Source organism: Pseudonocardia sp. P-1, assembly GCF_058111925.1.
Window position 1 is genome coordinate 2,977,697 of record NZ_CM176614.1, and the last position, 25,760, is coordinate 3,003,456.

General features: G+C 72.8%; 30 protein-coding genes and 2 tRNA genes. 12 read left to right on the plus strand and 20 right to left on the minus strand.

The window, feature by feature from the left end:
* Positions 1-204 precede the first annotated feature (204 nt).
* From AC0GKK_RS14560 to AC0GKK_RS14590, 7 genes are all read right to left on the minus strand, one after another.
* A complete protein-coding gene (locus tag AC0GKK_RS14560; RefSeq protein ID WP_489881851.1) occupies positions 205-1,398 on the minus strand; it encodes a phage major capsid protein in 1,194 nt (397 codons plus the stop codon).
* A 234-nt stretch (positions 1,399-1,632) separates the two neighbouring features.
* A complete protein-coding gene (locus AC0GKK_RS14565; RefSeq protein ID WP_489881852.1) occupies positions 1,633-1,902 on the minus strand; it encodes a hypothetical protein in 270 nt (89 codons plus the stop codon).
* Positions 1,899-2,183 (minus strand): hypothetical protein, encoded by a 285-nt coding sequence (locus AC0GKK_RS14570; protein ID WP_489881853.1) that lies wholly within the window; start codon positions 2,181-2,183, stop codon positions 1,899-1,901. The genes AC0GKK_RS14565 and AC0GKK_RS14570 overlap by 4 nt, the downstream gene beginning before the upstream one ends.
* A gap of 88 nt (positions 2,184-2,271) precedes the next feature.
* On the minus strand, positions 2,272-3,387 hold the full coding sequence (locus tag AC0GKK_RS14575) for an AAA family ATPase (RefSeq protein WP_489881854.1): 1,116 nt from the start codon (positions 3,385-3,387) through the stop codon (positions 2,272-2,274).
* Positions 3,384-3,740, minus strand: a complete 357-nt coding sequence (locus tag AC0GKK_RS14580) for a hypothetical protein (protein ID WP_489881855.1) — start codon at positions 3,738-3,740, stop codon at positions 3,384-3,386. Before AC0GKK_RS14580 ends, AC0GKK_RS14575 begins: the two co-directional genes overlap by 4 nt.
* Before the next feature lie 310 nt (positions 3,741-4,050).
* The gene (locus AC0GKK_RS14585; protein WP_489881856.1) at positions 4,051-4,524 is read right to left on the minus strand and encodes an HNH endonuclease; all 474 of its coding nucleotides are present in this window, start codon (positions 4,522-4,524) and stop codon (positions 4,051-4,053) included.
* Positions 4,521-4,757 (minus strand): helix-turn-helix domain-containing protein, encoded by a 237-nt coding sequence (locus AC0GKK_RS14590; RefSeq protein WP_489881857.1) that lies wholly within the window; start codon positions 4,755-4,757, stop codon positions 4,521-4,523. The genes AC0GKK_RS14585 and AC0GKK_RS14590 overlap by 4 nt, the downstream gene beginning before the upstream one ends.
* A 110-nt stretch (positions 4,758-4,867) precedes the next feature.
* Between AC0GKK_RS14590 and AC0GKK_RS14595 the strand changes: the two genes are divergently transcribed.
* Together AC0GKK_RS14595 and AC0GKK_RS14600 are read left to right on the plus strand one after the other, a co-directional pair.
* Complete coding sequence (locus AC0GKK_RS14595) at positions 4,868-5,377, plus strand: helix-turn-helix transcriptional regulator (RefSeq protein WP_489881858.1); 510 nt, start codon at positions 4,868-4,870, stop codon at positions 5,375-5,377.
* A gap of 128 nt (positions 5,378-5,505) precedes the next feature.
* Positions 5,506-6,654 (plus strand): tyrosine-type recombinase/integrase, encoded by a 1,149-nt coding sequence (locus tag AC0GKK_RS14600; RefSeq protein ID WP_489881859.1) that lies wholly within the window; start codon positions 5,506-5,508, stop codon positions 6,652-6,654.
* A 25-nt stretch (positions 6,655-6,679) separates the two neighbouring features.
* Here AC0GKK_RS14600 and AC0GKK_RS14605 read toward each other — a convergent pair.
* From AC0GKK_RS14605 to AC0GKK_RS14620, 4 genes are all read right to left on the minus strand, one after another.
* Positions 6,680-6,755, minus strand: a tRNA-Arg gene (locus tag AC0GKK_RS14605).
* 69 nt (positions 6,756-6,824) lie between these two features.
* Positions 6,825-6,914 (minus strand) — tRNA-Ser (locus tag AC0GKK_RS14610).
* Positions 6,915-7,013: 99 nt separating this feature from the next.
* Positions 7,014-9,020, minus strand: coding sequence for an acetoacetate--CoA ligase (locus tag AC0GKK_RS14615; protein ID WP_489881860.1), 2,007 nt, complete (start codon positions 9,018-9,020; stop codon positions 7,014-7,016).
* Positions 9,021-9,111: 91 nt separating this feature from the next.
* Positions 9,112-10,158, minus strand: a complete 1,047-nt coding sequence (locus AC0GKK_RS14620) for an aldo/keto reductase (RefSeq protein ID WP_489881861.1) — start codon at positions 10,156-10,158, stop codon at positions 9,112-9,114.
* Between the two features lie 89 nt (positions 10,159-10,247).
* Here AC0GKK_RS14620 and AC0GKK_RS14625 point away from each other — a divergent pair, with 89 nt between their 5' ends.
* Positions 10,248-10,865, plus strand: a complete 618-nt coding sequence (locus tag AC0GKK_RS14625) for a TetR/AcrR family transcriptional regulator (protein WP_405420408.1) — start codon at positions 10,248-10,250, stop codon at positions 10,863-10,865.
* Here the strand turns inward: AC0GKK_RS14625 and AC0GKK_RS14630 are convergent.
* Positions 10,837-11,538, minus strand: a complete 702-nt coding sequence (locus AC0GKK_RS14630; RefSeq protein ID WP_208818646.1) for a dienelactone hydrolase family protein — start codon at positions 11,536-11,538, stop codon at positions 10,837-10,839. The two genes, AC0GKK_RS14625 and AC0GKK_RS14630, sit on opposite strands and share 29 nt — an antisense overlap.
* Before the next feature lie 59 nt (positions 11,539-11,597).
* Here AC0GKK_RS14630 and hisC point away from each other — a divergent pair, with 59 nt between their 5' ends.
* Positions 11,598-12,650, plus strand: a complete 1,053-nt coding sequence (hisC, locus tag AC0GKK_RS14635; protein WP_482636267.1) for a histidinol-phosphate transaminase — start codon at positions 11,598-11,600, stop codon at positions 12,648-12,650.
* A gap of 9 nt (positions 12,651-12,659) precedes the next feature.
* Here hisC and AC0GKK_RS14640 read toward each other — a convergent pair whose 3' ends face one another.
* On the minus strand, positions 12,660-13,334 hold the full coding sequence (locus AC0GKK_RS14640; RefSeq protein WP_218899298.1) for a response regulator transcription factor: 675 nt from the start codon (positions 13,332-13,334) through the stop codon (positions 12,660-12,662).
* 544 nt (positions 13,335-13,878) lie between these two features.
* Between AC0GKK_RS14640 and AC0GKK_RS14645 the strand changes: the two genes are divergently transcribed.
* A complete protein-coding gene (locus AC0GKK_RS14645) occupies positions 13,879-15,456 on the plus strand; it encodes a glycoside hydrolase family 16 protein (RefSeq protein WP_489881862.1) in 1,578 nt (525 codons plus the stop codon).
* Between the two features lie 68 nt (positions 15,457-15,524).
* Here AC0GKK_RS14645 and AC0GKK_RS14650 read toward each other — a convergent pair whose 3' ends face one another.
* The 4 genes from AC0GKK_RS14650 to AC0GKK_RS14665 are packed head-to-tail and all read right to left on the minus strand — an operon-like array spanning position 15,525 to position 20,161.
* Positions 15,525-17,555: a M3 family metallopeptidase gene (locus AC0GKK_RS14650; RefSeq protein WP_489881863.1), complete on the minus strand. Its 2,031-nt coding sequence runs from the start codon at positions 17,553-17,555 to the stop codon at positions 15,525-15,527.
* A gap of 26 nt (positions 17,556-17,581) precedes the next feature.
* Entirely contained in the window at positions 17,582-18,190 is a 609-nt protein-coding gene (locus tag AC0GKK_RS14655; protein WP_489881864.1) for a GNAT family N-acetyltransferase, read from the minus strand.
* Complete coding sequence (locus AC0GKK_RS14660; protein ID WP_251783200.1) at positions 18,187-18,666, minus strand: SRPBCC family protein; 480 nt, start codon at positions 18,664-18,666, stop codon at positions 18,187-18,189. The genes AC0GKK_RS14655 and AC0GKK_RS14660 overlap by 4 nt, the downstream gene beginning before the upstream one ends.
* Positions 18,659-20,161 carry a GMC family oxidoreductase gene (locus tag AC0GKK_RS14665; protein WP_489881865.1) on the minus strand — a complete coding sequence of 501 codons (1,503 nt, stop codon included), beginning with the start codon at positions 20,159-20,161 and terminating at the stop codon, positions 18,659-18,661. Before AC0GKK_RS14665 ends, AC0GKK_RS14660 begins: the two co-directional genes overlap by 8 nt.
* 10 nt (positions 20,162-20,171) lie before the next feature.
* Between AC0GKK_RS14665 and AC0GKK_RS14670 the strand changes: the two genes are divergently transcribed.
* Positions 20,172-21,437, plus strand: coding sequence for a M18 family aminopeptidase (locus tag AC0GKK_RS14670; protein WP_224403906.1), 1,266 nt, complete (start codon positions 20,172-20,174; stop codon positions 21,435-21,437).
* 9 nt (positions 21,438-21,446) lie between these two features.
* On the opposite strand, the gene AC0GKK_RS14675 is transcribed toward AC0GKK_RS14670, so the two are convergent.
* Positions 21,447-21,854 (minus strand): YccF domain-containing protein, encoded by a 408-nt coding sequence (locus AC0GKK_RS14675; protein ID WP_476653343.1) that lies wholly within the window; start codon positions 21,852-21,854, stop codon positions 21,447-21,449.
* A 111-nt stretch (positions 21,855-21,965) separates the two neighbouring features.
* Between AC0GKK_RS14675 and AC0GKK_RS14680 the strand changes: the two genes are divergently transcribed.
* Genes AC0GKK_RS14680 through AC0GKK_RS14690 form a run of 3 tightly spaced genes read left to right on the plus strand, consistent with a single transcriptional unit; the run spans position 21,966 to position 23,593 of the window.
* A complete protein-coding gene (locus tag AC0GKK_RS14680) occupies positions 21,966-22,796 on the plus strand; it encodes an oxygenase MpaB family protein (protein WP_224403907.1) in 831 nt (276 codons plus the stop codon).
* A 60-nt stretch (positions 22,797-22,856) separates the two neighbouring features.
* Positions 22,857-23,324 carry a DUF2975 domain-containing protein gene (locus tag AC0GKK_RS14685; RefSeq protein ID WP_208818653.1) on the plus strand — a complete coding sequence of 156 codons (468 nt, stop codon included), beginning with the start codon at positions 22,857-22,859 and terminating at the stop codon, positions 23,322-23,324.
* Complete coding sequence (locus AC0GKK_RS14690) at positions 23,324-23,593, plus strand: helix-turn-helix domain-containing protein (protein ID WP_208818654.1); 270 nt, start codon at positions 23,324-23,326, stop codon at positions 23,591-23,593. The genes AC0GKK_RS14685 and AC0GKK_RS14690 overlap by 1 nt, the downstream gene beginning before the upstream one ends.
* On the opposite strand, the gene AC0GKK_RS14695 is transcribed toward AC0GKK_RS14690, so the two are convergent.
* Positions 23,577-23,726, minus strand: coding sequence for a hypothetical protein (locus AC0GKK_RS14695; protein WP_346102441.1), 150 nt, complete (start codon positions 23,724-23,726; stop codon positions 23,577-23,579). The genes AC0GKK_RS14690 and AC0GKK_RS14695 overlap by 17 nt on opposite strands.
* A gap of 30 nt (positions 23,727-23,756) precedes the next feature.
* On the opposite strand from AC0GKK_RS14695, the gene AC0GKK_RS14700 reads away from it, so the two are divergent.
* Positions 23,757-24,158 (plus strand): DUF6924 domain-containing protein, encoded by a 402-nt coding sequence (locus AC0GKK_RS14700; protein ID WP_208818656.1) that lies wholly within the window; start codon positions 23,757-23,759, stop codon positions 24,156-24,158.
* A gap of 62 nt (positions 24,159-24,220) precedes the next feature.
* Here the strand turns inward: AC0GKK_RS14700 and AC0GKK_RS14705 are convergent, their stop codons facing one another.
* Entirely contained in the window at positions 24,221-24,721 is a 501-nt protein-coding gene (locus tag AC0GKK_RS14705; protein ID WP_489881866.1) for a DinB family protein, read from the minus strand.
* A gap of 94 nt (positions 24,722-24,815) precedes the next feature.
* Here AC0GKK_RS14705 and AC0GKK_RS14710 point away from each other — a divergent pair, with 94 nt between their 5' ends.
* Positions 24,816-25,253 carry an SRPBCC family protein gene (locus AC0GKK_RS14710; protein WP_405420436.1) on the plus strand — a complete coding sequence of 146 codons (438 nt, stop codon included), beginning with the start codon at positions 24,816-24,818 and terminating at the stop codon, positions 25,251-25,253.
* Positions 25,254-25,306: 53 nt separating this feature from the next.
* A complete protein-coding gene (locus tag AC0GKK_RS14715; RefSeq protein WP_489881867.1) occupies positions 25,307-25,729 on the plus strand; it encodes a DUF6194 family protein in 423 nt (140 codons plus the stop codon).
* The last annotated feature ends 31 nt before the right edge of the window (positions 25,730-25,760 follow it).

A 25,760-nucleotide genomic window follows, 5' to 3' on the forward strand; every position in this document is an offset into this window, starting at 1 on the left:
AGTGCGGACCGCCTCGCGCCTCTCGGTTCACGAGGCGTGTCTTCGCGCGAGGGCCGAGCCGAGCCCACCTGAACAGAAAACTCGGCTCGGTCCCTCACGCACCCCGGGAACCGGAAGAATCCCGGGGCTTGGCGGTGCTTCTGTGCCCACGAGCACCGCCGACCGGTCTACGGCGCACGATCAACACCGCAGACCGGAGCCTCATCAGAGATTGCTGGTAGCGACCTCGCAGAACGCGGACGGCCGCAGGACGGCGTTGCCGTACCGGCCCTCCAGCCGCATCTGAGCCTGGTTCTTCTTGAACAGGTCACCGGAAGTGTCGACGTCGAGCTGGGAGTCCTCGCGGACGACCAGCTGCAGCCGGGACCAGTCACCGAGGATCGCGGTCCCGGCCGGCACTGCAACCGAACGCACGATCGGCAGGCTCCACACCGGGGCGGACTGGCCGAGCTGCTGCGACGGGCCCTGGAAGTAGTGCCGGGCATTGTCGTCGGTGAGCAGGTCGAGGGTCTCGACATCGGTGGGGTGAATGGCCCACGCGGTGGGGACCTCGCCGGCGACCTCGAGAGTGGTCGCGGCCTTCCGCAGCGTCTCGAGCAGCGAGTTCGACCAGGCCTGGACAGCGACACCGGAGGTTTGCAGCAGCCCGCGCATGTTCTCGCCGGTGCCGTCGCCGGACAGGACCTGCTCCTCGACGGCCCGCTTGAGTCCCTCCTCCATCTCGGAGACGAGAAACTCCTCGAGTTCGACGATGTCGGCGAGCAGACGCAGCGGGATCGGCTCGGACAGGTGCGCGATGACCCGGACGCGGTCCTCGACCTCACCGAAGCTGTACACCGAGACCGGCTTGGTCGCGTTGTCGGCGACGGGGGCCGCGTTGTGGGTGCGGGCGGTCTGCTTCAGGTAGCCGAAGACGTTCCCCTCGGCGAGGGGGCGGCGGTTGACGAGCAGGTCGAGCAGCCGGGTCGGGTAGTCGGGGAGCCGGTCGATGCCGGGCTGCAGGACGGAGCCGACCTCGTACTGGCCGGAGACGACGGCCTTGCGTCCTTGGGCCGAGTTGACGGCGGCGACGTGGGTCGCGGTGGACTTCGCCCACTCGCCGTCGCGGGCCTTCCCGCGGATCGACCACTCGGGCGGCGCCTCGGAAGCGCCCGCGGTGAGGCTGCGGATGGTGTCGCGGACGGCCTGGTCGCCGTTGACCTGTCGGGTCTTCGCCTCGGTGAGCTTGGCCTGCTCGATCCCGGCCTTCGCTGACTTGGCGCGGGCGATGAGGTCGTTGACCTGGTCGCGCTCAGCGGTGGTGTAGTCGCGCTTCTCGCGCTCCACCCGGTCGGTGATGGCGCGGGCGCTTTCGAGGTGCGACTTCATGGCCGCAGTGAAATCAGCCTTCGTAGGCATGGTGTGGTCCTTCGCGATGTCAGCAGGGACCGCGGGGCGGCACGGCGCTGGCTCGGCTGCCGACATGGGAATCGGGGGCCGGCGGGCGGCTGCATCGTTCGCCTGGCGGGGATTTCTCGGGCTGACGGACCGGGGATTGGCGAGGCGGGCCATCAGGTCGGCGGGCCTCGCGGATCAAATCCGGCTGGTCAAAATTGATCGGCCTTGAAGTTGTTGCGGTGAAGCGTAGCGGATTCAGTCGGACATGTCCGACTGTCCGGTTGCTCGGCTGCCGAGCAACTCCCCGTTCTCGTAGAGGTCGAGGCGGCCGGTCCCGTCGTCGAAGATTCGGTGGCGGCCGACCTCGGTGCTGCTGACGAAGAAGTTCCCTCGGTCCGAGTGGAGGACGATTCCGTCTTCGCAGCGGCGGCCCGATATGACGGTGCCGAGGATCCCGTCGGGGAGGTGCTTCCGGGAAAGGTCGACGGCGTGCCAGAGCTCGTATGCGTTCGCTTCGTCGCTCATGCCGGATCGGCGATGGTTTCGACGCGGCGGACGATCTCGCGGCCGTCCTGCCATGCCGTCAGCTCGACCTGGCCGGGGCCGACGACGCGCGCCCGGGTGACGAACGCGTCCCCGGTCTCGGCGTCGACCTCGAGGGCGAAACGGTGATCGTCGTCGGTGATGACGACGCGGCCGCCGTGGATGAGGTTCGGGCTGCCGGCGGGTTCGTCCTGGGGGACGTGCGCGGCGATGGCCTCGACGCAGCCGAGCGCCTCGGCCTGGGAGCAGGCGATCAGGTACACGATCAGTCCTTGTCTGGCTTGTAACACGATGCGCGTTCTACAAGCCTCTGAGCTGGGAAAATAACACTCGTAACGGATGTAACTGGGTCTACTGGTCGTCGGGATCCGTAACGAGCTGTAGGGGTGTTACACCCGTTACGTTGTTACGTTTGGCGCGGTAGGTGCCGTGGCCGACGCGTTCGATCCGGCCGGCGTCGGAGAGGCGCTTGAGGTACATGCCGACCTGGTCGTCGGGGATGCCGGATTTCTCGGTGATGGCCTTGCGGCGCATCGTCTCGCCGGTCCCGGTGAGGAGGTCGATGATCTCGCCGCTACGGTCGCCGACGCCGGCCTTGACCTGCCGGGCGGCAGCCGCCTCGCGGGCTCGGTCGAGCGACCCGCCCACGAGGTGCCAGAGGCCGCGGTCGGACTTCTGAACGAGATACTCGGCCTCCCAGACGTCGCGGCCGGTGACCTTGAGGACGCCCTCCTCGTCGCTGCGCTGACGGGACAAGACGACCGTCGTGTCGGCTGCGCCGGTGATGCCTGCGGTGCCGCTGACACCGTCGACGAAGTCCTCTGCCGCCATCTTGCGGGTGTGATGGACGCAGATGATCGAGCTGCCGGGGATGGCGTCCGCGAGCTGCTTGAACCGGCCGATCGCCCGGTAGTCTCGCTCGTAGGCGGACTCGCCGGAGTGAGCTTTGGGCATCACCTTCGCGAGAGTGTCGATCAGGACGACCGGCTTCTCGTGGGAGGCGCGTTCCATCCATTCGGCCACAGTTTCGAGGCCCATGTTCGGCTCGATCTCAAGCTGCATTTCTAGGTCGTCCGGGATCGGTTCGCCATCCCTGAGTAGCGACCGGGCGCGGGACTGGAGCCGCCGCCATCCGTCCTCCAGCGCCAAATAGAGGACCGGTCGGGCAGGGCCGGGGTCGAGGCACTCGAAAGCCGCAGTGCCCGACGACACGGACAGCCCGACGTGCAGCGACAGCCACGACTTGCCGACCTTCGGCGGGCCTGCCAGGACGGTAAGCCCCTCGGGGAAGATGCCGGGGATGGCGTATCGGAGCTCCGGGAACTCCTGCCGGTCGAGCCACGTCCCGGTGCGGAGACCCGCGAGCAGCGACGGTCCCGGTGATTCCACGACGGCGCTGGCTGCGTAGGGGTCGGGGTAGGTCTTCTGGGACGGGTCGACGACACGCGGGGAGCGGGTGTTGTTCATCGGGTCCTGTCGCCTCCTTCGCCCCATCCGGGCGGGCCGTCGGCGCCGTATTTGACCCACAGCTCCGGAACGCCGGTCGGCGGGTATCGCCACTTCATGAGCTGGCTGGGCGCAGCGATCGCGCCGTGAGCGTGATAGGCGCAGTCGTAGGGGTCGTCCAGCTGCTTGCCTGCGCGGAGCGTGGCGACCTCGACGCCGCTCAGGGCGGCGATCAGGTGGGGGTCGCCCGGCAGGAACATGGACAAGGCGGCGGCCAGGTCGACTGCGTTGAAGGTGTCGCGCAGCCGGGCCTGTAGCTCCCGGGGGGTCTCGCGGCTCCACTGTCGCTGGCGGGGGAAGTCGATGACGCTCACGCCGCTTCCCCCAGTCGCCGGCTCGCGGGTTGCTGTAGCGCGATCTTGTAGGGCCGTCCACACGAGCCGGTGCGGGTCGCCCCGTCAGCGTTCGCCGCGGCGGTGGCGCGGTGGATGTGCAGGTGGCGACACCACGGGCAGCGCCGGACCAAGACGCAGCCGAGGGTCCGCCGGCCACGGGGGGGATGCCATTCGCCAACCGCGACCGGAAGGCGGGTCGGCGCGCTACTGTGCTCCGAGGCTGTGGAGGCCGTGAGTAAGGGGCTGGCGCTGGTCGGGGCGGTGACCCGGCCAGCGCCGCTCTGCGTGGTCATGCGGCGGTCCCCCAGCCAGTCGGGACGATGGTCGGATCGGCGTGCTTCCTGAGGTTGCAGCGGGCACAGCTGACGACGAGGTTCGCGACTGTGTCGTGACCACCGAGGGAGCGGGGCAAGACGTGGTCGAGGTGCAGTCGCCCGGGGCCCTTCTTGCGACGGTGCACTCGGCGCGAGCAGTACCGGCACGTCATTCCGTCCCGGTCTAGAACCGCGTCCACCACCGGACGCGGGATGGAGGGTCGGCGGCGGCCAGTCATCTTGATCAGCCACCCATCTACGTGGGTGCCGATGGCCTCGTGCTCGAGGGCATCGCAGGTCGTGCAGTACTTGCACGCCCATGGCTTGTTCGCGAGATCGTGTATCTCGATGTTGTGGCCGCACCCGGCGCAGTACGAGTAGCTGCCCGACCCGAACACCTGCCGTGGAAGTCGTCGGGGCAGGTCGTGGGGAAGAGTCCGGACGCTCATGCTGCGTCGCCTCCGACCTCGTCCGCGCCGATCCCCAGGACTCGCCGGAGCTCGGCGGTGGGGACACGCAGCCGCCGGCCGAGACGCAGGACTGGGACGCCGAGCTCGCCGCGCTTGGCCAGCTCGTAGGCGGTGACTCGGTGGATGCCGAAGCACTTCGCCACGGTCTCGATCCCGACCGTCGGCCCGGCATCGGCGAGTACCTCGTCTGCAGATCGTGCAGTGGTCGCCATGACCTCTCCGTAACTCTCAGAGTGAACCGTACCTTTACAGGATTACACCGGATCGGACTGGCTTGTAAAGGGGCGGACGAAGTGTCATCCTCTGCGATGACAGCTCGGAGGTGGCGTTGAAGATCGAAGAAGTGATCGGCTACTGGATCACACAGGCTCGGGAGGACACCGGCCTCAAACAGGCCCAGATCGGCGAGCAGCTAGCCGAGCACCTCGGCAAGCCATGGTCACGACAAGCCGTCTGGGCGGCGGAGAAGGGGTACCGGTCGTTCACCGCGGCGGAACTAGTCGCGTTGGCGAAGATCCTCGGCGGAACCGTCGAGTCCCTGCTCGAGCCGCCGCCGGGCGTGGACACCGTCGAGCTAGGGACAGGGACAGCGCTGGACGCTCGCCACCTTCGCGCCACAGCAGCCACGAACTCCGACCTGGCCGGTTTAGCTGATGCCGTGCAACGGATGCGGGACGCATTCCCGGGGATCCAGGAGGACGTCGACCGGCTGGACACCCTGATCCGAGAGGTCGCACGGGAGACCTGGACCGCGGTCCGTGGTCGCGGCATCGATGTCGTTGAGGAGCAGGGCCGCAAACTGGTCTCTCCGGACCGTCGGGCCGAACCATGAGCCGCGGCCAGGTTCGCCGCTACTGCTCGTGCCGCGGCGAGGACGGTAAGCAGCTCGGGGCGCGGTGCCCGCAGCTCGATCGCGATGGGAAGCACGGCGCGTGGTCGTTCAAGGTTGACCTGCCGCGGGTGAACGGCCGCCGCAAAGAGGTGCACCGACGTGGGTTCCGCACCAAGAAGCTCGCCGAGGCCGCGCTGCAGGACGTCGTCGCCCGCCACGACGGCGGGATCGCGTTCGACGACCGCGAGTCGACCGGTGACCGGCTTCTGGCGTGGCTGCCGGTGAAGCAGCAGACGCTCAAGCCGAGCTCAGCGCACATGTACGGCGAGTACGTCAGGAAGCAGCTCGTCCCCCGGCTCGGGAGTGTTCGGCTCGAGCGTCTGCGTCACGAGCATGTGCAGCAGCTCGTCGACGACCTGGTCCTCGAGGGGAAGGGTGCGACGACGGTGCGGCGGATCGTGGCGACGTTGTCGTCGGCGATGACCGACGCGGTGAAGCAGCGCCGGCTGCAGCACAACCCGTGCGAACACGTGACGCTGCCGAAGGTCGACAAGGCCGAGCGGAAGGTCTGGACCGTCGCGGAGGCGGTGCAGTTCCTCGACTACGTCACGAGGAAGCAGGATCCGCTCGCCGAGCTGTTCGAGACCATCATCGGCACCGGGCTGCGCCGCGGGGAGGTCCTCGCGCTGCGCTGGCCCTTCATCGACGTCGAGGCCCGCAGCCTGTGGATCGACCCGAAGCGCGGCAACCTGTCGGGGGCGTCGGGCAGGCTGGCGTTCACCGCGCCCAAGACGACCGGCTCGTCGGCCGGCGTCGGTCTCTCCGGGCGCGTCGTGGCCGCGCTGACCCGGCAGGCCGAGCGGCAGGCCGCGCTACGGCAGGCATGGGGATCGGCCTACGAGGACGACCAGCTCGTGTTCTGCCGGGAGAACGGGTCGCCGCTGCGGCCGGAGTACGTGCTGCGCCGGTTCCACGAGCTCACCGAGGAGGCGAAGTTGCCGAAGGTCACAGTCCACGACCTCCGGCACCTGGCCGCCACGATCATGCTGACGTCCGGGGTGCCGCTGCCGGTGGCGTCCAAGATGCTGCGCCACTCGAAGGTCGGGATCACGAGCGACCTCTACGGGCACCTGACCCGGGAGGCGTCGCACGCCGCCGCGGACGGGCTCGCGGCCGTGCTGGACGCTGCGGCGGCTGAGAAAGCAGCAGAAGCCCGGATCAACGATGCGACCACAGTGCGACCACTGGCACATCTACCCGAGCTTCTGAGGCGGTGACCATGACTATTCGCCCTGGTCATCGTGGTGCGCCCGAAGGGATTCGAACCCCTAACCTTCTGATCCGTAGTCAGATGCTCTATCCGTTGAGCTACGGGCGCGTTGCTGTCTCCAGCGTAGCAATCTTCAGTTGTCGGCCGGCGACCGGTGTACCCACCGCCGTGCCGGTGCGGAGGCTCCGGGATTTGAACCCGGGATGGGGGGTTACCCCAAACCGCATTAGCAGTGCGGCGCCATAGACCAGACTAGGCGAAGCCTCCCCGGTGCCTGACGGCCACCAGCGAGCGCAACACTACACGGGCGTTCCGGCCGTCCGGAACCGGGGTCCCCGTGGCCGGAGGACCCCGATCCGGCGCAGGTCAGGACCCTGCGAGGGCCACGAACGGGGTCAGCGCGTCGGGATTCTGGAGGGCGCCGGCCGACACCGCCTTCTCCGGTGCGGTGCCGGAGAGGATCTTCTTCACCGGCACCTCGCACTTCTTGCCGTTCAGGGTGCGCGGCACCGCGTCGACGACGACGAACCGGTCCGGCACGTGCCGCGGCGAGAGCTCCTTGCGCAGCAGCGAGCGCAGGGTCGGCTCGACGTCGTCGAGCGCGACACCCTCGTCGAGGACGAGGAAGCAGAGCAGGGCCCCCTCCTCGCGCTCGCCGAGCGCGGTCGTGTCGATCACCAGGGAGTCCGCGACCCCGTCGACGTTCTCGACGACGGCGTAGAAGTCGGCGGTGCCCATCCGGACCCCACCGCGGTTGAGCGTGGAGTCCGAGCGGCCGTAGATGACGTAGGAGCCGCGCGGGGTGCGGCGGACCCAGTCGCCGTGCCGCCAGTTGCCGGGGAAGTCCTCGTAGTAGGACTCGCGCAGGCGGGTGCCGTCCGGGTCGTTCCAGAACATGACCGGCATCGACGGGGTCGGCGTGGTGATGATCAGCTCGCCGACGTCGTCGAGCAGGTCGGTGCCGTCCTCGGCCCAGGACCGGACGTCGGCGCCGAGCGCCGCGCAGGAGAGCTCGCCCAGCCACACCGGCACCGTGGGGGCGCTGGTGAGGAAGGCCGCACAGACGTCGGTGCCGCCGGAGACCGAGCAGATCTGGATGTGCGACCCGGCGGCCTCGCCGATCCAGCGGAACCCGTCGACCGACAGCGGCGCGCCGGTGGAGCCGAGCGCGCGCATCGCGGAGAGGTCGTGGTCGTCGCCGGGGCGCAGGCCGGCCTTCATGCAGGACTGCACGTAGGGCGCGGAGACCCCGAACAGCGACACCCGGTGCCGCGCGGCGAGCGCCCACAGCGCGCCGAGGTCGGGGTGGCCGGGGCTGCCGTCGAACATCACGATGGTCGCGCCCACGAGTAGGCCGCCGACCAGGAAGTTCCACATCATCCAGCCGGTGGTGGTGAACCAGGAGAACCGCTCCCCCGGCCCGAGCCCGTGCTGGAGACGCATCGCCTTGAGGTGCTCCACGACGATGCCGCCGTGGCCGTGCACGATGCCCTTGGGCAGGCCGGTGGTGCCCGAGGAGTAGAGCACCCACAGGGGGTGGTCGAACGGGACGGGTGTGAACTCCAGCGGGCCGGGCTCGGCGGTGAACCCGGCCCAGGTCGTCGTGCCGTCGAGGGTCGCGTCGGGGTCGAGGTAGGGCACGAGGACGGTCGCACGCAGCGTCGGCAGCTGTCGCTGCAGGTCGGCGACCTTGTCGCGGATGTCGAAGCCCTTGCCGTTGTAGCGGTACCCGTCGACGGCGACGAGCACGGCGGGCTCGATCTGGGCGAAACGGTCGTGCACGGCGCGGGCGCCGAAGTCCGGCGAGCAGGACGACCAGATCGCGCCGAGGCTCGCCGCCGCCAGGAACGCGACCAGGGTCTCGACGGAGTTCGGGGCGAGCGCGACGACCCGGTCCCCCTGTCCGACGCCGGCCCGGACGAGCCCGGCGCGGGCGCGGGCGACCTGGTCGCGCAGCTCGGCGTGGGTGACGGTGCGCTCCAGGCCGTCCTCGCGGACGAACTCGACGGCGATGTCGTCGTCGGCGCGGCCCGGGCCGGGGGTCAGGGCGTGCTCGGCGTAGTTGAGGGTCGCGCCCGGGAACCACTGCGCGCCGGGCATGTCACGGGAGCCGAGTGTGGCCGTGGGGCGGTCGTGGAACAGCACGCCCGAGTACTCGGCGACCGCCGACCAGAAGCCCTCCAGGTCGGTCACCGACCAGGTGTGCAGCTGCGCGTAGTCGGTGACGTCGGACAGCGGGGCGCCCCGCTCGTCACGCGCCCAGGTCGCGAACCGGACGATCTCGGTGTCCGCCACCCGGTCCGGGTCCGGGCTCCACAGGAGCTCGGGGGTGTCCGGATCGGTGACGGTCTGCGGCGACGACACGGGCGGCATGCCCCGAGCATCCCCGACGGCCCCGGCCGCGCACCAGTGGCCGGACCCCACTCCGGCCCGCCGCGACAGGGTGCCCGTCACAGGGGGACGGTCAGGCCGGGGCGCCGACGAGCGGCGGCGCGAGCCGGGCGAAGGCCTCCTGCCGCTCGTACGGGAAGTACGGGTACGGCGCAGGACGGTGCGACGCCGCGTCCAGCCGGGCGACCTGGTCGTCGTCCAGGCGCCAGCCGACCGCGCCGAGGTTGTCCACCAGCTGCGCCAGGTCGCGGGCGCCGACGATGACCGAGCTGACGGTCGGGCGGGTCGCGAGCCAGTTCAGCGCGATCTGCGGCACCGTGCGGCCGGTCTCGGCGGCGATCGCGTCGAGCACGTCGACGACGTCGAACAGCAGGTCGTCGGGGACGGGTGGGCCCGCCTCGGCGGTGGTGTGCAGCCGGCTGCCCGCGGGCAGCGGGGCGCCCCGCCGGACCCGGCCGGTGAGCCGTCCCCAGCCCAGCGGGCTCCAGACCAGGGCGCCGACGCCCTCCTCGTGGCCCAGCGGCATGAGGTCCCACTCGTAGTCGCGGCCGACCAGCGAGTAGTACACCTGGTGCGCGACGGGCCGCGGCCACCCGTGCCGGTCGGCCAGGTCCAGGGTCCGCACCAGCCGTCGCCCGGGGTGGTTGGAGACGCCGGTGTAGCGCACCTTGCCCGACCGGACGAGCACGTCCAGCGTCGCGAGCACCTCCTCGGGCGGGGTGCCCGCGTCGTAGGCGTGCAGCTGGAACAGGTCGATCCGGTCGGTGCCGAGCCGGCGCAGGGCGTCCTCGACGGCGCGGACCAGGTGGAGGCGCCCGGTGCCCGCGTCGTTCGGGCCGGGGCCGGTCGGCAGGCCGGCCTTGGTCGAGATCAGGACCTCGTCGCGGCGCTGCCGCAGCGCCGCTCCGAGGACCTCCTCCGACCCGCCGTCGGAGTAGACGTCGGCGGTGTCGAACAGGGTCACCCCCGCGTCGAGGCACCGGTCCACCATCCGGCGCGCTCCGGCGACGTCGACCGACCCCCACGCGCCGAACAGCTCGCCGCGCCCGGCGAACGTGCCCGCGCCGAAGCTCAGGACCGGGACCTGCAACCCGCTGCGACCCAACCGTCGGTACTCCATGCCCGTCCTCCTCTAAAGGAACTGTGGTTCCGTTAGAACGTAGCACGCCAAACGGGACTCCGGTTCCGTCACGGGTTAGGGTGGGCGCCGTGGTACCGGAGATGAGCAGGCCGGGCGGCCGGACCGCGCGGGTCCGGTCCGCCGTGCTGGCCGCGGCGGGCGACGCCCTGATCGAGCTCGGGCTGCCGGGCCTGGACCTCGCCGAACTCGCGCGCCGGGCGGGTGTCGGCAAGACGACGGTCTACCGCCGCTGGGGCAGCGTGCCCGCGGTGCTGGAGGACCTGGTCACCGACATGATCGAGACCTCCGCCCCGCGCGCCGACACCGGCTCGCTCGACGGCGACCTGCTCGCCAACGCCGAGCTGGTCCGATCCACACTGGCCGACCCGCGACAGGGGCCGCTGCTCACCGCGCTGGTCTGCGCCGCCGTCGACGACGCCGGGACCGCACGCGCGCTGCGCGGCTTCTACGACGCCCGGACCGCCGTCTGGGAGCCGTGCGTCACCGACGCCGTGGCCCGCGGCGAGCTACCGGCGGGCACCGACCCGGCCGGCGTCGTCCGCGCGGTCTCCGCCCCGCTCTACCACCAGCTCCTCACCCGCGGGACGCGTCCGGACACCGCGGACGCCCACCGTGCGGCCGCGGCGACCGCGGCCGCCGCGCGCGCCGGGGTCTTCGTCAGCGCAGGTGCGCGTCGAACCAGTTGAGGACCCGCTGCCAGGCCTCGGCGGCCGAGTCCGGGTCGTCGTCGAAGCGGTAGCCGGTGCTCGGGTAGATCACGACGTCGGTCGCCTTCCCGGAGGACGCCGCGGCGTCGCGCAGGCGGGCGACGGCGTCGGTGTCGGACGCCTCCGAGTAGATGCCCAGCCAGGGGCAGGTCAGCTCGGGTGCGGTCTCGACCAGGGCGGGCAGGCTGGACCACGGGGACGACTCGATCCCGCCACCCGCGACCGTGATCGCCGCGCCGAGGGTGCGGTTGGCCGCGACGTGCAGCGCCACCGTGCCCCCGAGGTCGAACCCGAGCACGCCCATCCGGTCGGCCTCGATGCCGACGTCGCCCAGCCAGCCGAACGCGGTGTCGCAGTCGTCCATGACCTGGCGCGGCTCGAGGCTGCCGACGTGCTCGGCGACCGCGGCCTCGGAGCCGTCGGCGAGGTCGCCGCCCGCGCCGGCGTCGCGGTAGAGGTGCGGGGCGACGGCGAGCCAGCCGTCCGCGGCGAGGCCGGTGACGAGCAGCCGGATGGAGTCGGTGACCCCCCGGGCCTCCTGCAGGACGACGACACCGCCGCGGACCGGACCGTCGGGTTCGGCCACGGTCAGGCGCAGCTCGCCCCCGTCGGTCAGCGGCACGCCCTCGGTCCGGACAGCGGTCGTCGTCATGACGTCACTCAACCAGAGCACGGGCCCGGGTTCGACCCCCGGCGGATACCGTTGCCGTCATGACGCTGATCCGTCCCGATCTGGATACCCTGCCCGCCTACGTGCCGGGTCGCACCGTCCCCGGGGCGATCAAGCTCGCGAGCAACGAGGTCGCCGCGCCGCCCGCTCCCGCGGTGCTGGAGGCCATCGCCCGCGCCGCCGCAGGTGGCAACCGGTATCCGGACCTCGGCGTCGTCGAGCTGACCGGACGCATCGCGGACCTGTACGCCCTGGAGCCCGAGCGGGTCGCGGTCGGCTGCGGGTCGGTGACGCTGTGCCAGCAGCTCGTGCAGATCGGCTGCCTGGGCCCCGGTGACGAGGTGCTGTTCGCCTGGCGCTCGTTCGAGGCGTACCCGATCGTGACCCGGATCGGCGGGGCGGAGATCCGCACCGTGCCGCTGGACGCCGACTTCCGGCACGACCTCGTCGCGATGGCCGCCGCGGTCACCGAGCGGACCCGGGTGGTGTTCGTGTGCAGCCCGAACAACCCGACCGGCCCGGCCGTGCACCGCGACGAGTTCGCCCGCTTCCTGGACGCCGTGCCGTCGGACGTGCTGGTGGTGCTCGACGAGGCCTACGCCGAGTACGTCACCGACCCCGACGCCGTCAGCGGCCGGCCGCTGCTCGACGCCCACCCGAACCTGGTCGTGCTGCGCACCTTCTCCAAGGCCTACCGGCTGGCGGGACTGCGGGTCGGCTACGCCCTGACCTCCGAGGAGGTCGCGACCGCGCTGCGCAAGGTGGCGCCGCCGTTCGGGGTCAGCTCGGTCGCCCAGGCGGGTGCCGTCGCCGCGCTGGAGCACCGGGAGGAGATCCTCGCCGACTGCGCCGCCGTCGTCGCGGAGCGGGACCGGGTGGCCGCCGGGCTGCGCGGGTCCGGGTTCACCGTGCCGGAGACCCAGGCGAACTTCGTGTGGCTGCCGCTCGGGGACCGGGCCGCGGCGTTCGCGACGCACTGCGGCGAGCGGAAGGTGATCGTGCGCCCGTTCGCCACCGACGGGGTGCGGGTCACCGTGTCCACGCCGGAGGAGAACGACCTGCTGCTCGACGTCGCGTCGTCCTTCGGATCCTGAGAGCCCGGCTCAGCCGTCCAGCTGGTAGCCCAGCCCCCGAATGGTCCTGATCCGCTCGGGACCGATCTTGCGCCGCAGGTAGGACACGTAGACCTGCACCAGGTTGGCCGACACCGGTTCGGTCCAGGCGCGGCGGCCCAGGTCGTCGAGCGCGACCGGCTCGCCGGCCTGCTCGGCCAGCGCGAGCAGCAGCGCGTACTCGGTCGGGGACAGCGCGACCCGGCGGCCGTCGACGAACACCTGGCCGGCATCGACGTCGACGGACAGGCCGCCGTGCCCGAGCACCGTCGGCGCGGGCAGCCCCGCGGCGGCACGCAGCCGGAGCCGGATCCGGGACGCGAGCTCGTCCGGGACGAACGGCCGGATCAGGAAGTCGTCGCGGTCGCCGCGCAGCATGCCGATCACCCCGGCCCGCCGTTCGCGCGGCACGACGGTGATCACCGGGGTCGGCGGGGACTCGGACTGCACGGCTCCGAGCAGCACCGACGGCTCCGGGCCCGGCAGCTCCATGTCGAGCACGAGCAGGTCGGCGCCGCGGGAGCGCAGGGTGTCCAGCAACTCGATGCCGTCGGCGACGACGACGAGGTCCACGCCTTCGGCGGCGAGGTCCTGGCGCAGCCCGCGGCCGAGCGAGGCGGTGCCGGCCGACGGCGGCAGGGCCAGCAGCACGCTGAGCGCGCGCATCTCGGCACGGGGCGCGGGGATCGGGAGGGACGGCGAGACGGGGGGAGCGTGATCGTTCACAGATCCTGCGGAGGTCGGGGAGCGGGGAGCTCGTGAGGTCGTGCGGGGAGCACCGGGGAGGCACGGTCACTGTTCCTCGACCGGCAGCCCGTCACAATCGGCTAACGGTGCGACGTACCGTGACCGCTTAGTCTGAACGGGTGACTCTGAGAGTCCCGTTGCTCTGTTCGGCCCAGCACTACTGCCGAAATGGCGGGATCTTGCTCTTCGGCGCTCTCTGTCGACCTGTCGGCGCGAAGACGCAACCACCCTTCTCAGCGAGGGTGTTCACACTCGGTCACTCTACCTAGAGTCCCTCCTCATGCGACGGAAGAGTTCCGCTGCGGCTGATCAGGTCGACCCCCGCGACCTGATCGCGCGACTCGCCGCCGAGCACAGCTCCCCCTCTGTGCCGTCTCCCCGGGGCAGGCATGCCGTGTCCTCCGCCCCGGCGGACGACACGGCCCGATCCGCCGTACCCGCGGCCACCCTGCTCGAGGACCGGGTGAGCGCCTCCGGGCGGCACCGCGTCCTCGACGCCGGGTACGACGACGCCGACCCCGACGACACCGGTGCCGCCGTCACGGCGGACTCCCCCACCGGTGCCACGACGGCGGACGCCGGGCGGATCACCTGGGCCGACACGGCCGACCCCGGCCCGTGGGCGCCGGGCGGCCACGCGACCGGCAGCGGCTCCCGCGCCGTCACCGGCACCGGGGCGCACGCCGCCGCGGGGGACACCGCGGCCGCCGGGGACGAGACCGTCGCCGGGGGCACCGCGGTGACCGGGACGGGCGCGCACGCCGCGCCCACCACCCGGACCCCGGGCCGTCGCGCGCGGCGGTCCGCGCCGTCGTCGGCGGCCGGACTGTCCGGTGTGGAGCTGTTCGGCGGGTCGTCGGGGACCGGGGAGCCCGCGTCCCCGCAGGCCGAGGTGCCCGCACCGCGCACCGAGGTCACCGGCGGGGCCATCGCCGGCCTGCACGAACCCGAGGTGTCGGGGACGGGCTCGGTCGTCGCGATCGACCGGTCACGACCCGTCCGCTCCCGTGTCCGCCGGTTCGCCCCGCTGGGCGTCGGCGCCGCCGCGGTGCTCGCCGCGACGATGGTGCTGACACTGCTGCAGCCCGGCACCGAGGACCCGTCGCTGTCCGCGGCGATGGTGAACGACTCCTCGCGCCGGTCGGCGTCGGACACCGCGTTGTCCGCCGGCCCGGTGCTGGCCAACGGGGGCGGCTCCGCACTCGGCGATGCCGCGCAGGGCGCGTCCGGCCAGATCGGCCAGGCCCTGGCCGCGCAGGAGGCCGCCGAGCGGCGCGCCGAACAGCGCCGCCGCGAGGCTGCCGAGCGGGCACGGGCCGCCGCGAACTCCGGTGGTTCCGGGAGCTCCGGGAACTCGGGCGGAGCCCCCGCCGCCGGTCCGGTCGGTGGCGCCGTCCAGGTCGCCGGCGACGGCATCCAGGCCGCGCTGAAGATGGGCTGGCAGGCCATCGGCGGCGACGAGTTCCTCGGCAACACCCTCGGCAGCAACTGGTCGCCCTACAACGGCGAGGGCCACGACGGCCAGGGCCGCCGCACCTCCGACGCGATCTCGGTGGAGAACGGCAACCTCGTCATCCGCGGCGACTCGCAGGGCAACACCGGCGGCATGGCCTGGGGCACCTCCCAGAAGTACGGCAAGTGGGAGATGCGCGCCCAGTTCCCCAAGGGCGACAAGCAGTACCACCCGGTGCTGCTGCTGTGGCCGAGCGAGGTGTCCTGGCCGGAGGGCGGCGAGATCGACTTCGCCGAGACCACCAGCGCCAGCGACGACGTGTCCTTCTTCCTGCACTACGGCAGCTCGAACTCGCAGAAGGACGCCAAGAAGCAGCTCGACATCACCCAGTGGCACAACTACGCCGTGGAGTGGACCCCGGACGCGATCGTCGGCTACGTCGACGGCGTCGAGTGGTTCCGCTCCGAGGACCCGAACACGTTCCCCCCGGGTCCGATGCACGCCACGATCCAGCTCGACTACTTCCCCGACGGCGGCTCGCCGGAGCCGTCGGAGATGCGGGTCGCCTGGATGCGTCAGTACAAGTAGCACTCCGCACCACGACCGCCCGCCGCCCGGCGCTCCCCACCGGACGGCGGGCGGTCGTGTGTGCCGGGTCAGCCGGCCAGACCGCGCCGCGCCAGCAGCGGCGCGATCTCCGGGTCGCGGCCGCGGAACGCGCGGTAGGCCTCCATCGCGTCGACGGCGCCGCCGCGGGACAGCACCTCGCGGCGGAACCGGTCGCCGTTCTCCCGGCGCAGGCCGCCGTGCTCGCCGAACCAGGCGACGGTGTCGGCGTCGAGCACCTCGGCCCAGATGTAGGAGTAGTACGCCGCCGCGTACCCGCTGCCGCCGAACACGTGGTTGAAGTAGGTGCTGCGGTAGCGCGGCGGGACCAGCGGGTGCGCGACCCCGGCCGCCTCCAGCGCCTGCTGCTCGAACGCGAGCACGTCGGTGATCCCGGCGGCCTCGTCCGGGGACAGCCGGTGCCACGCCTGGTCCAGCAGCGACGCGGCCAGGTACTCCGTCGTCGCGAAGCCCTCGCCGTACCCGCGGGCGGCCTGCGACGCGGCCAGCAGCTCGTCGGGCAGCGGCTCGCCGGTCACGTGGTGGCGGGCGAACGAGGTGAGGACCTGCGGGTCCTCCAGCCACATCTCGTTGACCTGGCTGGGGAACTCGACGAAGTCGCGCGGCACCGACGTCCCGGCGAACGTCGGGTACTCCACCTCGGAGAACAGCCCGTGCAGGGCGTGCCCGAACTCGTGGAACAGGGTGCGGACCTCGTCGAGGGTGAGCAGCGCGGGCTCCCCGGCCGGGGGCTTGTTCAGGTTCAGCGTGTTCAGCACGACAGGCCGCGTCCCCAGCAGCGACGACTGGTCGACCAGCGAGTTCATCCATGCCCCGCCGCGCTTCGACGGCCGCGCCCACAGGTCGGCGCCGAACAGCCCGAGCGGCTCGCCGTCGCTGTCACGGACCTCCCACCAGCGCATGTCCGGGTGGTAGGCGGGCAGGTCGGTGCGCTCGGTGAAGGTGATCCCGTACAGCCCGGACGCGGCGCGGAACACGCCGTCGGTGATCACCCGGTCGAGCTCCAGGTACGGGCGCAGCGCGGCGTCGTCGACGGCGTAGCGCTCGCGGCGCATCCGCTCCGCCTCGAACGCCCAGTCCCACGGCTCCAGGTCGCCCTCGACACCGCCGGCCAGCTCCGCTGCCTCCCGGTCGGCGTTGGCGACGGCGGCGGGGACCAGCGACTCCAGCATCGCGACGGCGGCCTCCGCCGTCCCCGCGGTCGCGTCGTCGATCACGTACGACGCGTGGTCGGGGTACCCGAGCAGCGCGGCCCGCTCGGCGCGCAGCCGCACGATCGCGAGGACGGTGTCACGGGTGTCGTGCTCGCCGCCCTGACCGCGCCCGGTGGACGCACGGAACAGCTCCTCGCGCAGCGACCGGTCGGTGAGCACCGCCAGTGCGGGCTGCGCGGTCGGCAGGACCAGGGTGATCAGCCAGCCGTCGTCGTGACCGCGTTCGGCCGCGGCGGTCGCGGCGGCGGCGACCGCGTCGTCGGACAGGCCACCGAGCCGGTCGCGGTCGGTGACGTGCACGGCCGCGGCGTTCGCCCCGGCCCGCAGCGCCGCACCGAACCGGGTGGTCAGCCCGGACAGCTCGGCGTTCAGCTCCCGCAGCCGGACCTGCTCCTCGGGGCCGAGCCGGGCCCCGGCGCGCACCATGTCGCGGTGGTGGCGCTCGAGCAGCCGCAGCGACTCGGCATCGAGACCGAGGTCGTGGCGACGGGCGTGCAGCGCGTCGATCCGGGCGAACAGGCCCGGATCCAGCGCGATCGCGTCAGCGTGGGCGGCGAGCATCGGCGCGACCTGCGCCTCGATCTCACGCACCGCGGGTGAGGAGTCCGCCGAGACGCGCGTGTAGAACAGCCGCGCCACCCGGTCCAGTGTGGCACCGGAGCGCTCCAGGGCGACGACGGTGTCGTCGAAGGTCGGCCCGCCCTCCCGCGCGACGATCGCCGCCACCTCGGCGCGCTGCTCGGCCGTCCCGGCCTCGAACGCGGGCAGGTAGTGCTCGTCGGTGATCCGGGAGGTGTCGGGCAGCCCCCACGGCAGCGCGCTCGGGGCGAGGAACGGGTTGCTCATGGGCCCGACCCTACGGCCGGGGACCGTCAGGAACCGGCCAGTTCACGGCGCATCGCGAGCCGCGGCCACACGTCGAGACCGCGCGCGGCCTCGTGCTCCCGGATCGCGCGCAGCCCCGGGCCGGGCGCGATCAGCTCACGGAAGCCGAGCCGCACCCAGTACGGGCCGTTCCACGGCACGTCCCGGTAGGTGGTGAGGGTCAGCGCGGGCAGGCCGCGGTCCCGGGCCCAGCCCGCGAGGTGCTCGACCAGGCCCTCCCCGATCCGCCGTCCGCGTTGCGACGGCAGCACCGACACCTGCTCGACGTGCGCACAGCCGTCGACGAGGTCGGCGATCAGGTACCCGACGAGCCCGGTGCCGGCGCTCCTCTCGGCACTGATGCTCGTTCCGCCTGCGCTCCTCTCGGCACCGATGCTCGTTCCGCCTGCGCTCCTCTCGGCACCGATGCTCGTTCCGCCTGCGCTCCTCTCGGCCACCCACGCCCGCCCCGCCACCACGTACGCGGCCAGTACCGCGGCCGGTGGCGGCTCCTCGTCGGCGACGACGTCGAGCCCGATCTCCCGGAACGTCTCCCCCGCGGCGCGCTCGATCTCACGCAGGGCGGGGACGTCGGCGACGCGGGCGGGACGGATCACACCGCGGGATCCTCCACCACCGCACGGATGCGTTCCAGGGTCGTTCGCATCCCCTCGCGATTGGTGCGCCCGCGGGCCCACCCCAGCAGCGTCCAGTAGAGCCGGGTGGCGGCCGAGGGCTCCAGCCGGAAGGACTCGGTGACGTCGGTGCCCGCGGTGCCGTCCGGCGCGGGGGCCGGGGTGAACCGGTAGTGCCAGTGGTTGATCCGCCGGCCGCCGGGCAGGAGCACGACGAAGCCGAACTCGCGGCCCGGCTCGCAGGCGGTGATCTCGCACTCCGACCAGTAGGTCGGGCCGCGTCCGTTGCGGACGACCTTGCCGCGGAACCGGACACCGACGGCCGGTCCGGTCGCGCCGCCCAGCCACTGCGCGTCGACGGTCTCGGGTGAGAACCGGCCGGTGTTGCGGATGTCGGAGACCAGCTCCCAGATCCGCTCGGCCGGCGCCGCCATGTGGACGGTGACCTCGTCATGCACGGTGTTCCCCCTCGATGCCGCACACCAGGTCGGCGGCGCGCTCCCCGATCATGATCGCGGTCGCGGCCGGTCCGCGCCGCGGCGCGCGGGGCAGGACCGAGGTGTCCGCCACCCGGAGCCCGGCCAGGCCGTGCACCCGCAGGCCGGCGTCGACGACGGCGTCCGGCCCGGAGCCCATCGCGGCGCTGCCCGACAGGTGCACCGAGGTCGTCAGGTGGTCGCGGATCCAGCCGTCGAGCCGGGTGTCGTTGCCGAGCTCCCAGCCGGCGGGGCCACCGTCGTCGGGGCCCGCGCGGTCCCAGCCCGCGGCGCGCAGGATTTCCGCGGCGATCCGCACCGCGGCCCGCATCCGGTGCCGGTCGGAGGTGGTGCGCAGGTAGCGGAAGTCCAGCCGGGGCGGGTCGTCGTGGTCCGGGGAGGTGATGGCGAGCATCCCGAGGCTGTCCGGGCGCTGCACCGCGCACATCAGATGCGCGGGACCGCCGGGTGCGAACGGGTGCGCGAACAGCAGGATCTCCAGGTCACCGGCCGGGTCGATCCCGGAGTCGAGGTTGAGCGCGGCCTGCGCGGCGACGGCGTCGGCGGGCGGGTCCGGCAGCCCGCTGCGCAGCGGGAGGAACACCGCGGGGTGGTCCGACCAGCCACGCCCGACCCCGGGCAGCTCGTGCGCCACCGCGACGCCCGCGGCCCGCAGGGTGTCCTCCGGCCCGATCCCGGAGCGCTGCAGCAGCGCCGGGGTGCCGACCGCGCCCGCCGTCACGACGGTCTCGGCCGCGTGCAGGGTGCGACCACCGACGCGCACGCCGGTGACCCGGTCGCCGTCGAGCACCAGGGTCTCGACCGGGGTCCCCCCGAACACGGTCAGCGCGTCCTTCCACTCCGCGTTCCCCCACGGCGGCGGCAGGTAGGCGGTGGCGGCGCTGACCCGGCGCCCGTCGACGGCGTTGGTCGGGATCGGACCCGCTCCGGGTGGGCCACCGGCGTTCTTGTCCGGCTCCTCGGGGTGGCCGAGCGCGAGGCAGGCGGCCAGGAACGGGTCGGTCGTCGCGGCCCGCAGCCGGCCCGAGGGCCGTGAGATGCGCAGCGGACCGGCGTCGCCGTGCCGGTCGGAGGTGCAGAAGTCGAGGTCGCGCTCCAGCCGCCGGTAGTACGGCAGGACGTCGTCGTAGGACCACCCCGGGACGCCCCAGTCCGCGAAGTCCGCCGGGACGGCGCGCACGAAGTAGCCGCCGTTGATCGCGCCGGAGCCGCCCAGCACGCGTCCGCGCGGCACGGTGCACTCCCGGCCCTGGCACAGCGTCGCCCGGTAGGCCCAGTTCAGGACGTGGCCGGGGGCGGTCGCGGCGAGCGAGGCGATCGGCGTCGAGTCCGGTGGGACGACGACGGCGCCCGCCTCGACCAGCGCCGTGCGCACACCGCGCCCGGCCAGCCGGCCCGCGAGGGTGCACCCCGCGGACCCCGCGCCCACCACCACCACGTCGAAGCTGTCGGTCATTGCTGCCAGGATGCCCCACGTGACCGACGCTGCACGTGACCTCGCCTCGTTCCTCACCGCGAGCCCGTCGCCGTACCACGCGGTGGCCGAGGCGGTGCGCCGGTTGTCCGCGGCGGGCTTCACCGAGCAGCGCGAGGACGAGCCGTGGGCGGACGGGCCGGGCGGGCGCTACCTGGTCCGCGACGGCACGATCCTGGCCTGGTGGCAGCCCGCGTCCGGGCCGGGCGCCCCGCTGCGGATCTTCGCCGCGCACACCGACTCCCCCGGGTTCAAGGTCAAGCCGAACCCCGACGTCGGTGTGGCCGGGTGGCGCCAGGTCGGGGTGGAGGTCTACGGCGGCGCGCTGTGGAACTCCTGGCTGGACCGTGACCTCGGCCTCGCCGGGCGCCTCGCGCTCTACGACGGCCGGGTCGTCCCGGTCCGTGTGGACCGGCCGCTGCTGCGCATCCCGCAGTTGGCGATCCACCTCGACCGCGGCGTGAACCAGGGCCTGACCCTGGACCCGCAGCGGCACCTGCTCCCGATCTGGGGGCTCGGCGACCCGGACGGCGGCGACCTGGTGGAGTTCCTCGCCGTGCGCGTCGGCGAGGACCCCGAGGACGTCGCGGCGCACGACCTGTTCACCTACGACCTGACGCCGCCGGCCACCCTCGGCCGCGACGACGAGCTGCTCGCCGCCCCGCGGCTGGACAACCTGGCCTCGGTGCACGCCGGGATCAGCGCGCTGCTCACCGCCGTCGAGCGCGACCCGGGCACCGTTCCGGTGTTCGTCGGCTTCGACCACGAGGAGATCGGCTCGGCCAGCGCGACCGGCGCGGCCGGGCCGCTGCTGGAGACGGTGCTGACCCGGCTGGCCGGCGGTTTCGACTCCCGGCACGCGGTGTTCGCCCGCTCGCGCTGCCTGTCGGTGGACGTCACGCACGCCGCGCACCCCAACCACCTGGACAAGCACGACCCGGACCACCTGTCGGTGCCGAACCGGGGGCCGTCGCTGAAGGTCAACGCGGTGCAGCGCTACGCCACCGACGCGCCGGGTGCGGCCGCCTGGAAGCGGGCCTGCCGCACCGCGGACGTGCCGAACCAGGTGTTCGTCTCGAAGAACACCGTGCCGTGCGGATCCACCGTCGGGCCGATCATGGCGACCCGGCTGGGCATCCGGACGGTCGACGTCGGCATCCCGGTGCTGTCGATGCACTCGGCGCGTGAGCTGTGCGGGGTGCACGACCCGGGCCTGCTGGCCCGGGCGGGTGTGGAGTTCCTGACCGACGCCGGCTGAGGCCCGCAGTCAGCGCAGCACGGGCCGCCCCGGCATGGAGGTGTCGCTGTCCACGATCCGCGACCCCAGCGGCAGCAGCGACACCGGGATGAGCTTCAGGTTCGCCCAGGCCAGCGGCAGGCCGACGATCGTGACCGCCAGCGCGATCGCCGTGCCGATGTGGCCGATGACCAGCCACCAGCCGAACAGCACGATCCACAGCACGTTGCCGATGGTCGACGCCGCCCCCGCGGTGGGGAGGCGCACGACGTCGCGGCCGAACGGCCACAGCGCGTAGAGCCCGATCCGGAACGAGGCGATCCCGAACGGGATGGTCACGACCAGCACGCAGGCGACGATCCCGGCGAGCATGTAGCCGAGGAACAGCCAGAAGCCGGAGAGGACCAGCCAGACCACGTTCAGGATGAGGCGGAGCATGGCTCCGGCATGCCCGAGCTGTCCGGTTCCCCCTCCGGGATGTCCCGGAGGCCGACCCCGGATCCGGTGATCGACGTGCGCTCCCGCCCCGCGCGGGGTGTCCTGGAACACATGGTGGATCACGGTCTGTTCGGCCCCCGCTCGGTGACGTGGCGGGTGCACCTCGAACCCGTGATGTGGGTCGCCGGGATGCGCGCGCTGCTGCTGCAGTCACTCGACCCGCGGGTGATGCGCGGGACGTACCAGAACTCGGCGCTGTTCGACCCGAAGAAGTCCTACGCGCGGTTCCGGCGGACCGTCGAGTTCGTCGGGACCCGCACGTTCGGACCGCGGGCCGACGTCGACCGGGCCGGCGCCCGCGTCCGCCGACTGCACGCCGGGCTGCGCGGGCACGACCCCGACAGCGGCGAGAGCTACCGGATCGACGCCCCGGAGGGCCTGCTCTGGGTGCACGCTGCAGAGATCGAGTCCTACACCGACGTCGCCCGCCGGTCGGGTCTGCTCGACGACGACTCGGCGGACGCCTACGTCGCCGAGAGCGTCCGGGCCGCCGAGGTGGTCGGCATCGACCCGGCGACCGTGCCGTCGTCGGTGGCCGAGATGGCCGAGTACATGGCCGCGGTGCGTCCCCGGCTGCGGATGACCGACGAGGCCCGTCGCGCGGCCGGGAACCTGTTCGCCCCGCAGGGCGCGGCGCCGCTGCCGGTCCGGCTCGGGATCGCGGGCCTGTCCACCCTCGCCCTGGCCACGCTGCCGCGCTGGGCCCGGCGCCTCTACGGGCTGCCCGGCCTGCCGACGACCGACTGGTCCACGACGCTCACGCTGCGCGGGCTCCGCACCGCCGCCGGGGTGCTGCCGGACGTGCCGGGGCCGCCGGAGATCGAGGAGGCACGACGGCTGGTGCGCGCCGCCCGCCGGACGGAGGCCGACCGCGCCGGGTGACCGCCGTCGGCGCCGACGAAATCTCTTGACTCTCGATGGATACCTGTCGATACTCGATAGATGTCACCGGCGCTGATCCAGACGTTGCGCGTCGCCCTCGTCCTCACCGGGCTCGGCACGCTCGCCACCCAGGTCATCCTCACGGCCACCGCGTGGAACGCGGGCCTGGCGGGGGCACCGCCGGTCCCCGGACTGCTGCACGTCGTCGCCGTCGTCCTGGCGATCGGCTGCGTGCAGGTGGGGCTGGTCGCGATCTGGGTACTGCTGTCGATGGTGCGCCGCGACGCGATCTTCGACGAACGGGCCTTCCGCTGGGTGCCGGTCCTCGCGCTGTCCGGACTGCTGGCCGGGGTGCTGACCGGGGCCGTCTGCGCGCACATCGGAGAGCTCGACGACGCCCCCGGCCTGATCCTCGTCGGCGGCGGTCTCGGCGCCGCGGGGATCGCGTTCGCCCTGCTCATGGTGGTGATGCTCGGCCTGCTGCGCAACGCCACCGCGCTGCGTCGCGAGCTGGAGCAGGTGGTCTGATGGCGATCGTCGTCGACATCGACCTGATGCTCGCCCGCCGGAAGATGGGGGTCGGGGAGTTCGCCGTCGCCGTCGGGATCAGCCCGGCCAACGTCGCCGTCCTGAAGAACGGCCGGGCCAAGGCCGTCCGGTTCGCGACGCTCGACGCGATCTGCCGGGTGCTCGACTGCCAACCCGGTGACGTGCTGCGCCACGTCCCCGACGACCTGCCGGACGCCGCGCCGGGCCGCACCCACCGCGGCGCGCACGAGGTCACGTCCGACCCGTGACCTCCTCGACGACGCTCGCCCCGATGCCCGGCCGCGACTCCCACGCCCAGGTCTCGTGCGAGCGCATCCCACCGTCGCCGGAGTTGCTCACGCCGGCGAACCGGCGGCCGTCCACGCTGGGTGCGCTGCTCACCCGGTCACCCTGTCACGGAGGATGACGGCCGTGGAGTTCCCCGAGACGCGCCGCACGCCGCTGGTCCGGACGTGCACCGACACCGGCGAGGGCCCGTGGAACGAGCTGCTGGGGATCCTGCGGGCGACCGGTACCTCGTTCGACGTCGTCCTGGAGGACCTGTTCACCGACTGGCCGGTGGAGCGGGTGGTGACGTCCGCACTGGAGGACGGGCTGGCCGGGCGGCACCCGCTGCTGCTGGTCGTGGACGAACGTGCGCTGGCCGACCACGACTTCCCGGTGGTCGTCGCCGACCTGCGGGGTGAGCCGGGCCGGACCTTCCGGATCGCCGCCGCCGTGCTCTCCGGCTTCCCCTCGCCGCGCGCCGGGTTCGCCGACCACGCCGACCACGCGGAGCTGCAGCCCGACCGGACGTTCCGCGGGTTCTGCTGACGATCACGACCGTCGGTCCGGCGCGCCGGTGACGCCGCGTTCCGCGGAACGCGGCCGGGACCTCAGACGCCGGTGGCCCCGTCGATCCGCTCCCGGACCAGGTCGGCGTGCCCGGTGTGGCGGGCGTACTCGGCGATGACGTGGGTCAGGACCCACGTCACCGACACCGCGTGCCCGTCGAGCGTCCCGGTGCCGTCGGGCCCGGTCGCCGCGACGACCCGGCGGGCATGGGCGACCTCGTCCTCCCAGACGGCACGGGCCCCGGCGATACCGGCGTCGCCGGGCTCGAAGCCGCCGTCGTGGCCGGTCCCGGGCTCGCGCGGGTACAGCGGCGACACGTCCGCACCGCCCAGGACCTGGCGGAACCAGTTCCGCTCGACCGCGGCCAGGTGCTGGACCAGGCCCAGCAGCGTCAGCGACGACGGCGGCACCGACGCCGACCGCAGCTGCTCGTCGGTCAGTCCCTCGCACTTCCCGACGAGGGTGACGCGGTAGAAGTCGAGCCAGGCGATGAGCGTGGTGAGGGCGTCGGCCTGCATCGGGGGGAAGGCGCGGTCGGTCATGCCCGCGATCGTGTCAGCGGGGTCCGACACCGGGCCGCTCCCCCCGGCGCGGCGCCGGTGCTTCACTCCGCTCGTGACCGACACTTCGCCGACCGTGGTACGCAGCAGCCGCGAGATCGCCGCCGCGCCCGGGACGATCTTCGAGCTCGTCGCCGACCCCGCCCGCCAGCCCGAGTGGGACGGCAACGACAACCTCGCCGAGGCCGCCCCCGGCCAGCGGGTACGCGCCGTCGGCGACGTCTTCTCGATGCTCCTGACGCAGGGCACCGTCCGGGACAACCGGGTGGTCGAGTTCACGGAGGGACGACGGGTGGCCTGGCTGCCGTCGGAGCCGGGCAGCCCGCCGCCCGGACACCTGTGGCGGTGGGAGCTGGAGCCGGTCGACGCCGGCAGGACCCGCGTGACGTGCACCTACGACTGGACGGGCCTCGACCCGGACGACGCCTTCCGGCAGCGGCGGGCCCGGGCCACGACCGCCGACCGGCTGCGCGCCTCGCTGGACCGGCTCGCCGTCGTCGCCGAGAGGATGTGATCTGCAGCACACACACCGGACGAGCGATCATGGAGAAGTGCTGCCCTGGCGGCATGGATGCCGAACAGGTGATCGCCGTTCTCGCCGGGTTCCCCGGCACTCGGATCGTGGAGGGCAACGGGGACGCGTTCGCGATCCACGACCCGGACCACGACTACGAGCAGCGCCCCCGGCAGGGCTGGGCGACCGTCGTGCGGTCCGACGTCAACGACGCCGCGTCCGAGCTCGACCGGCCGGGCGCGTTCCGGCTCAATATCGGGCTGCCCACCGCGCGCTACCGGGAGCTGTTCCCGACCGATCCGGGCATCGACCCGGCCACCCCCGACGTGCTGTTCCCACATCCCGTCTACGCGGCATACCAGTGGGTGGCGGTGGTGGAGCCGGACACGACCTGGCCGCGGGTGCGGGAGCTGCTCGACGACGCGAACGACTTCGCCGTGCGCAAGCACGGGAACGCGGTCCGGCGGCGGGGGTGATCGGCGACGGCCGTGGCGGAAGCGGGGGGAT

Bases quoted from the DNA above. Each gene is read 5' to 3' on its own strand.
- AC0GKK_RS14560 (WP_489881851.1), bottom strand. From the start codon at position 1,398: ATGCCTACGAAGGCTGATTTCACTGCGGCCATGAAGTCGCACCTCGAA.
- AC0GKK_RS14565 (WP_489881852.1), bottom strand. From the start codon at position 1,902: ATGAGCGACGAAGCGAACGCATACGAGCTCTGGCACGCCGTCGACCTT.
- AC0GKK_RS14575 (WP_489881854.1), bottom strand. From the start codon at position 3,387: ATGAACAACACCCGCTCCCCGCGTGTCGTCGACCCGTCCCAGAAGACC.
- AC0GKK_RS14585 (WP_489881856.1), bottom strand. From the start codon at position 4,524: ATGAGCGTCCGGACTCTTCCCCACGACCTGCCCCGACGACTTCCACGG.
- AC0GKK_RS14590 (WP_489881857.1), bottom strand. From the start codon at position 4,757: ATGGCGACCACTGCACGATCTGCAGACGAGGTACTCGCCGATGCCGGG.
- AC0GKK_RS14615 (WP_489881860.1), bottom strand. From the start codon at position 9,020: ATGCCGCCCGTGTCGTCGCCGCAGACCGTCACCGATCCGGACACCCCC.
- AC0GKK_RS14620 (WP_489881861.1), bottom strand. From the start codon at position 10,158: ATGGAGTACCGACGGTTGGGTCGCAGCGGGTTGCAGGTCCCGGTCCTG.
- AC0GKK_RS14630 (WP_208818646.1), bottom strand. From the start codon at position 11,538: ATGACGACGACCGCTGTCCGGACCGAGGGCGTGCCGCTGACCGACGGG.
- hisC (WP_482636267.1), top strand. From the start codon at position 11,598: ATGACGCTGATCCGTCCCGATCTGGATACCCTGCCCGCCTACGTGCCG.
- AC0GKK_RS14640 (WP_218899298.1), bottom strand. From the start codon at position 13,334: ATGCGCGCGCTCAGCGTGCTGCTGGCCCTGCCGCCGTCGGCCGGCACC.
- AC0GKK_RS14650 (WP_489881863.1), bottom strand. From the start codon at position 17,555: ATGAGCAACCCGTTCCTCGCCCCGAGCGCGCTGCCGTGGGGGCTGCCC.
- AC0GKK_RS14665 (WP_489881865.1), bottom strand. From the start codon at position 20,161: ATGACCGACAGCTTCGACGTGGTGGTGGTGGGCGCGGGGTCCGCGGGG.
- AC0GKK_RS14670 (WP_224403906.1), top strand. From the start codon at position 20,172: ATGCCCCACGTGACCGACGCTGCACGTGACCTCGCCTCGTTCCTCACC.
- AC0GKK_RS14675 (WP_476653343.1), bottom strand. From the start codon at position 21,854: ATGCTCCGCCTCATCCTGAACGTGGTCTGGCTGGTCCTCTCCGGCTTC.
- AC0GKK_RS14680 (WP_224403907.1), top strand. From the start codon at position 21,966: ATGGTGGATCACGGTCTGTTCGGCCCCCGCTCGGTGACGTGGCGGGTG.
- AC0GKK_RS14685 (WP_208818653.1), top strand. From the start codon at position 22,857: ATGTCACCGGCGCTGATCCAGACGTTGCGCGTCGCCCTCGTCCTCACC.
- AC0GKK_RS14690 (WP_208818654.1), top strand. From the start codon at position 23,324: ATGGCGATCGTCGTCGACATCGACCTGATGCTCGCCCGCCGGAAGATG.
- AC0GKK_RS14705 (WP_489881866.1), bottom strand. From the start codon at position 24,721: ATGACCGACCGCGCCTTCCCCCCGATGCAGGCCGACGCCCTCACCACG.
- AC0GKK_RS14715 (WP_489881867.1), top strand. From the start codon at position 25,307: ATGGATGCCGAACAGGTGATCGCCGTTCTCGCCGGGTTCCCCGGCACT.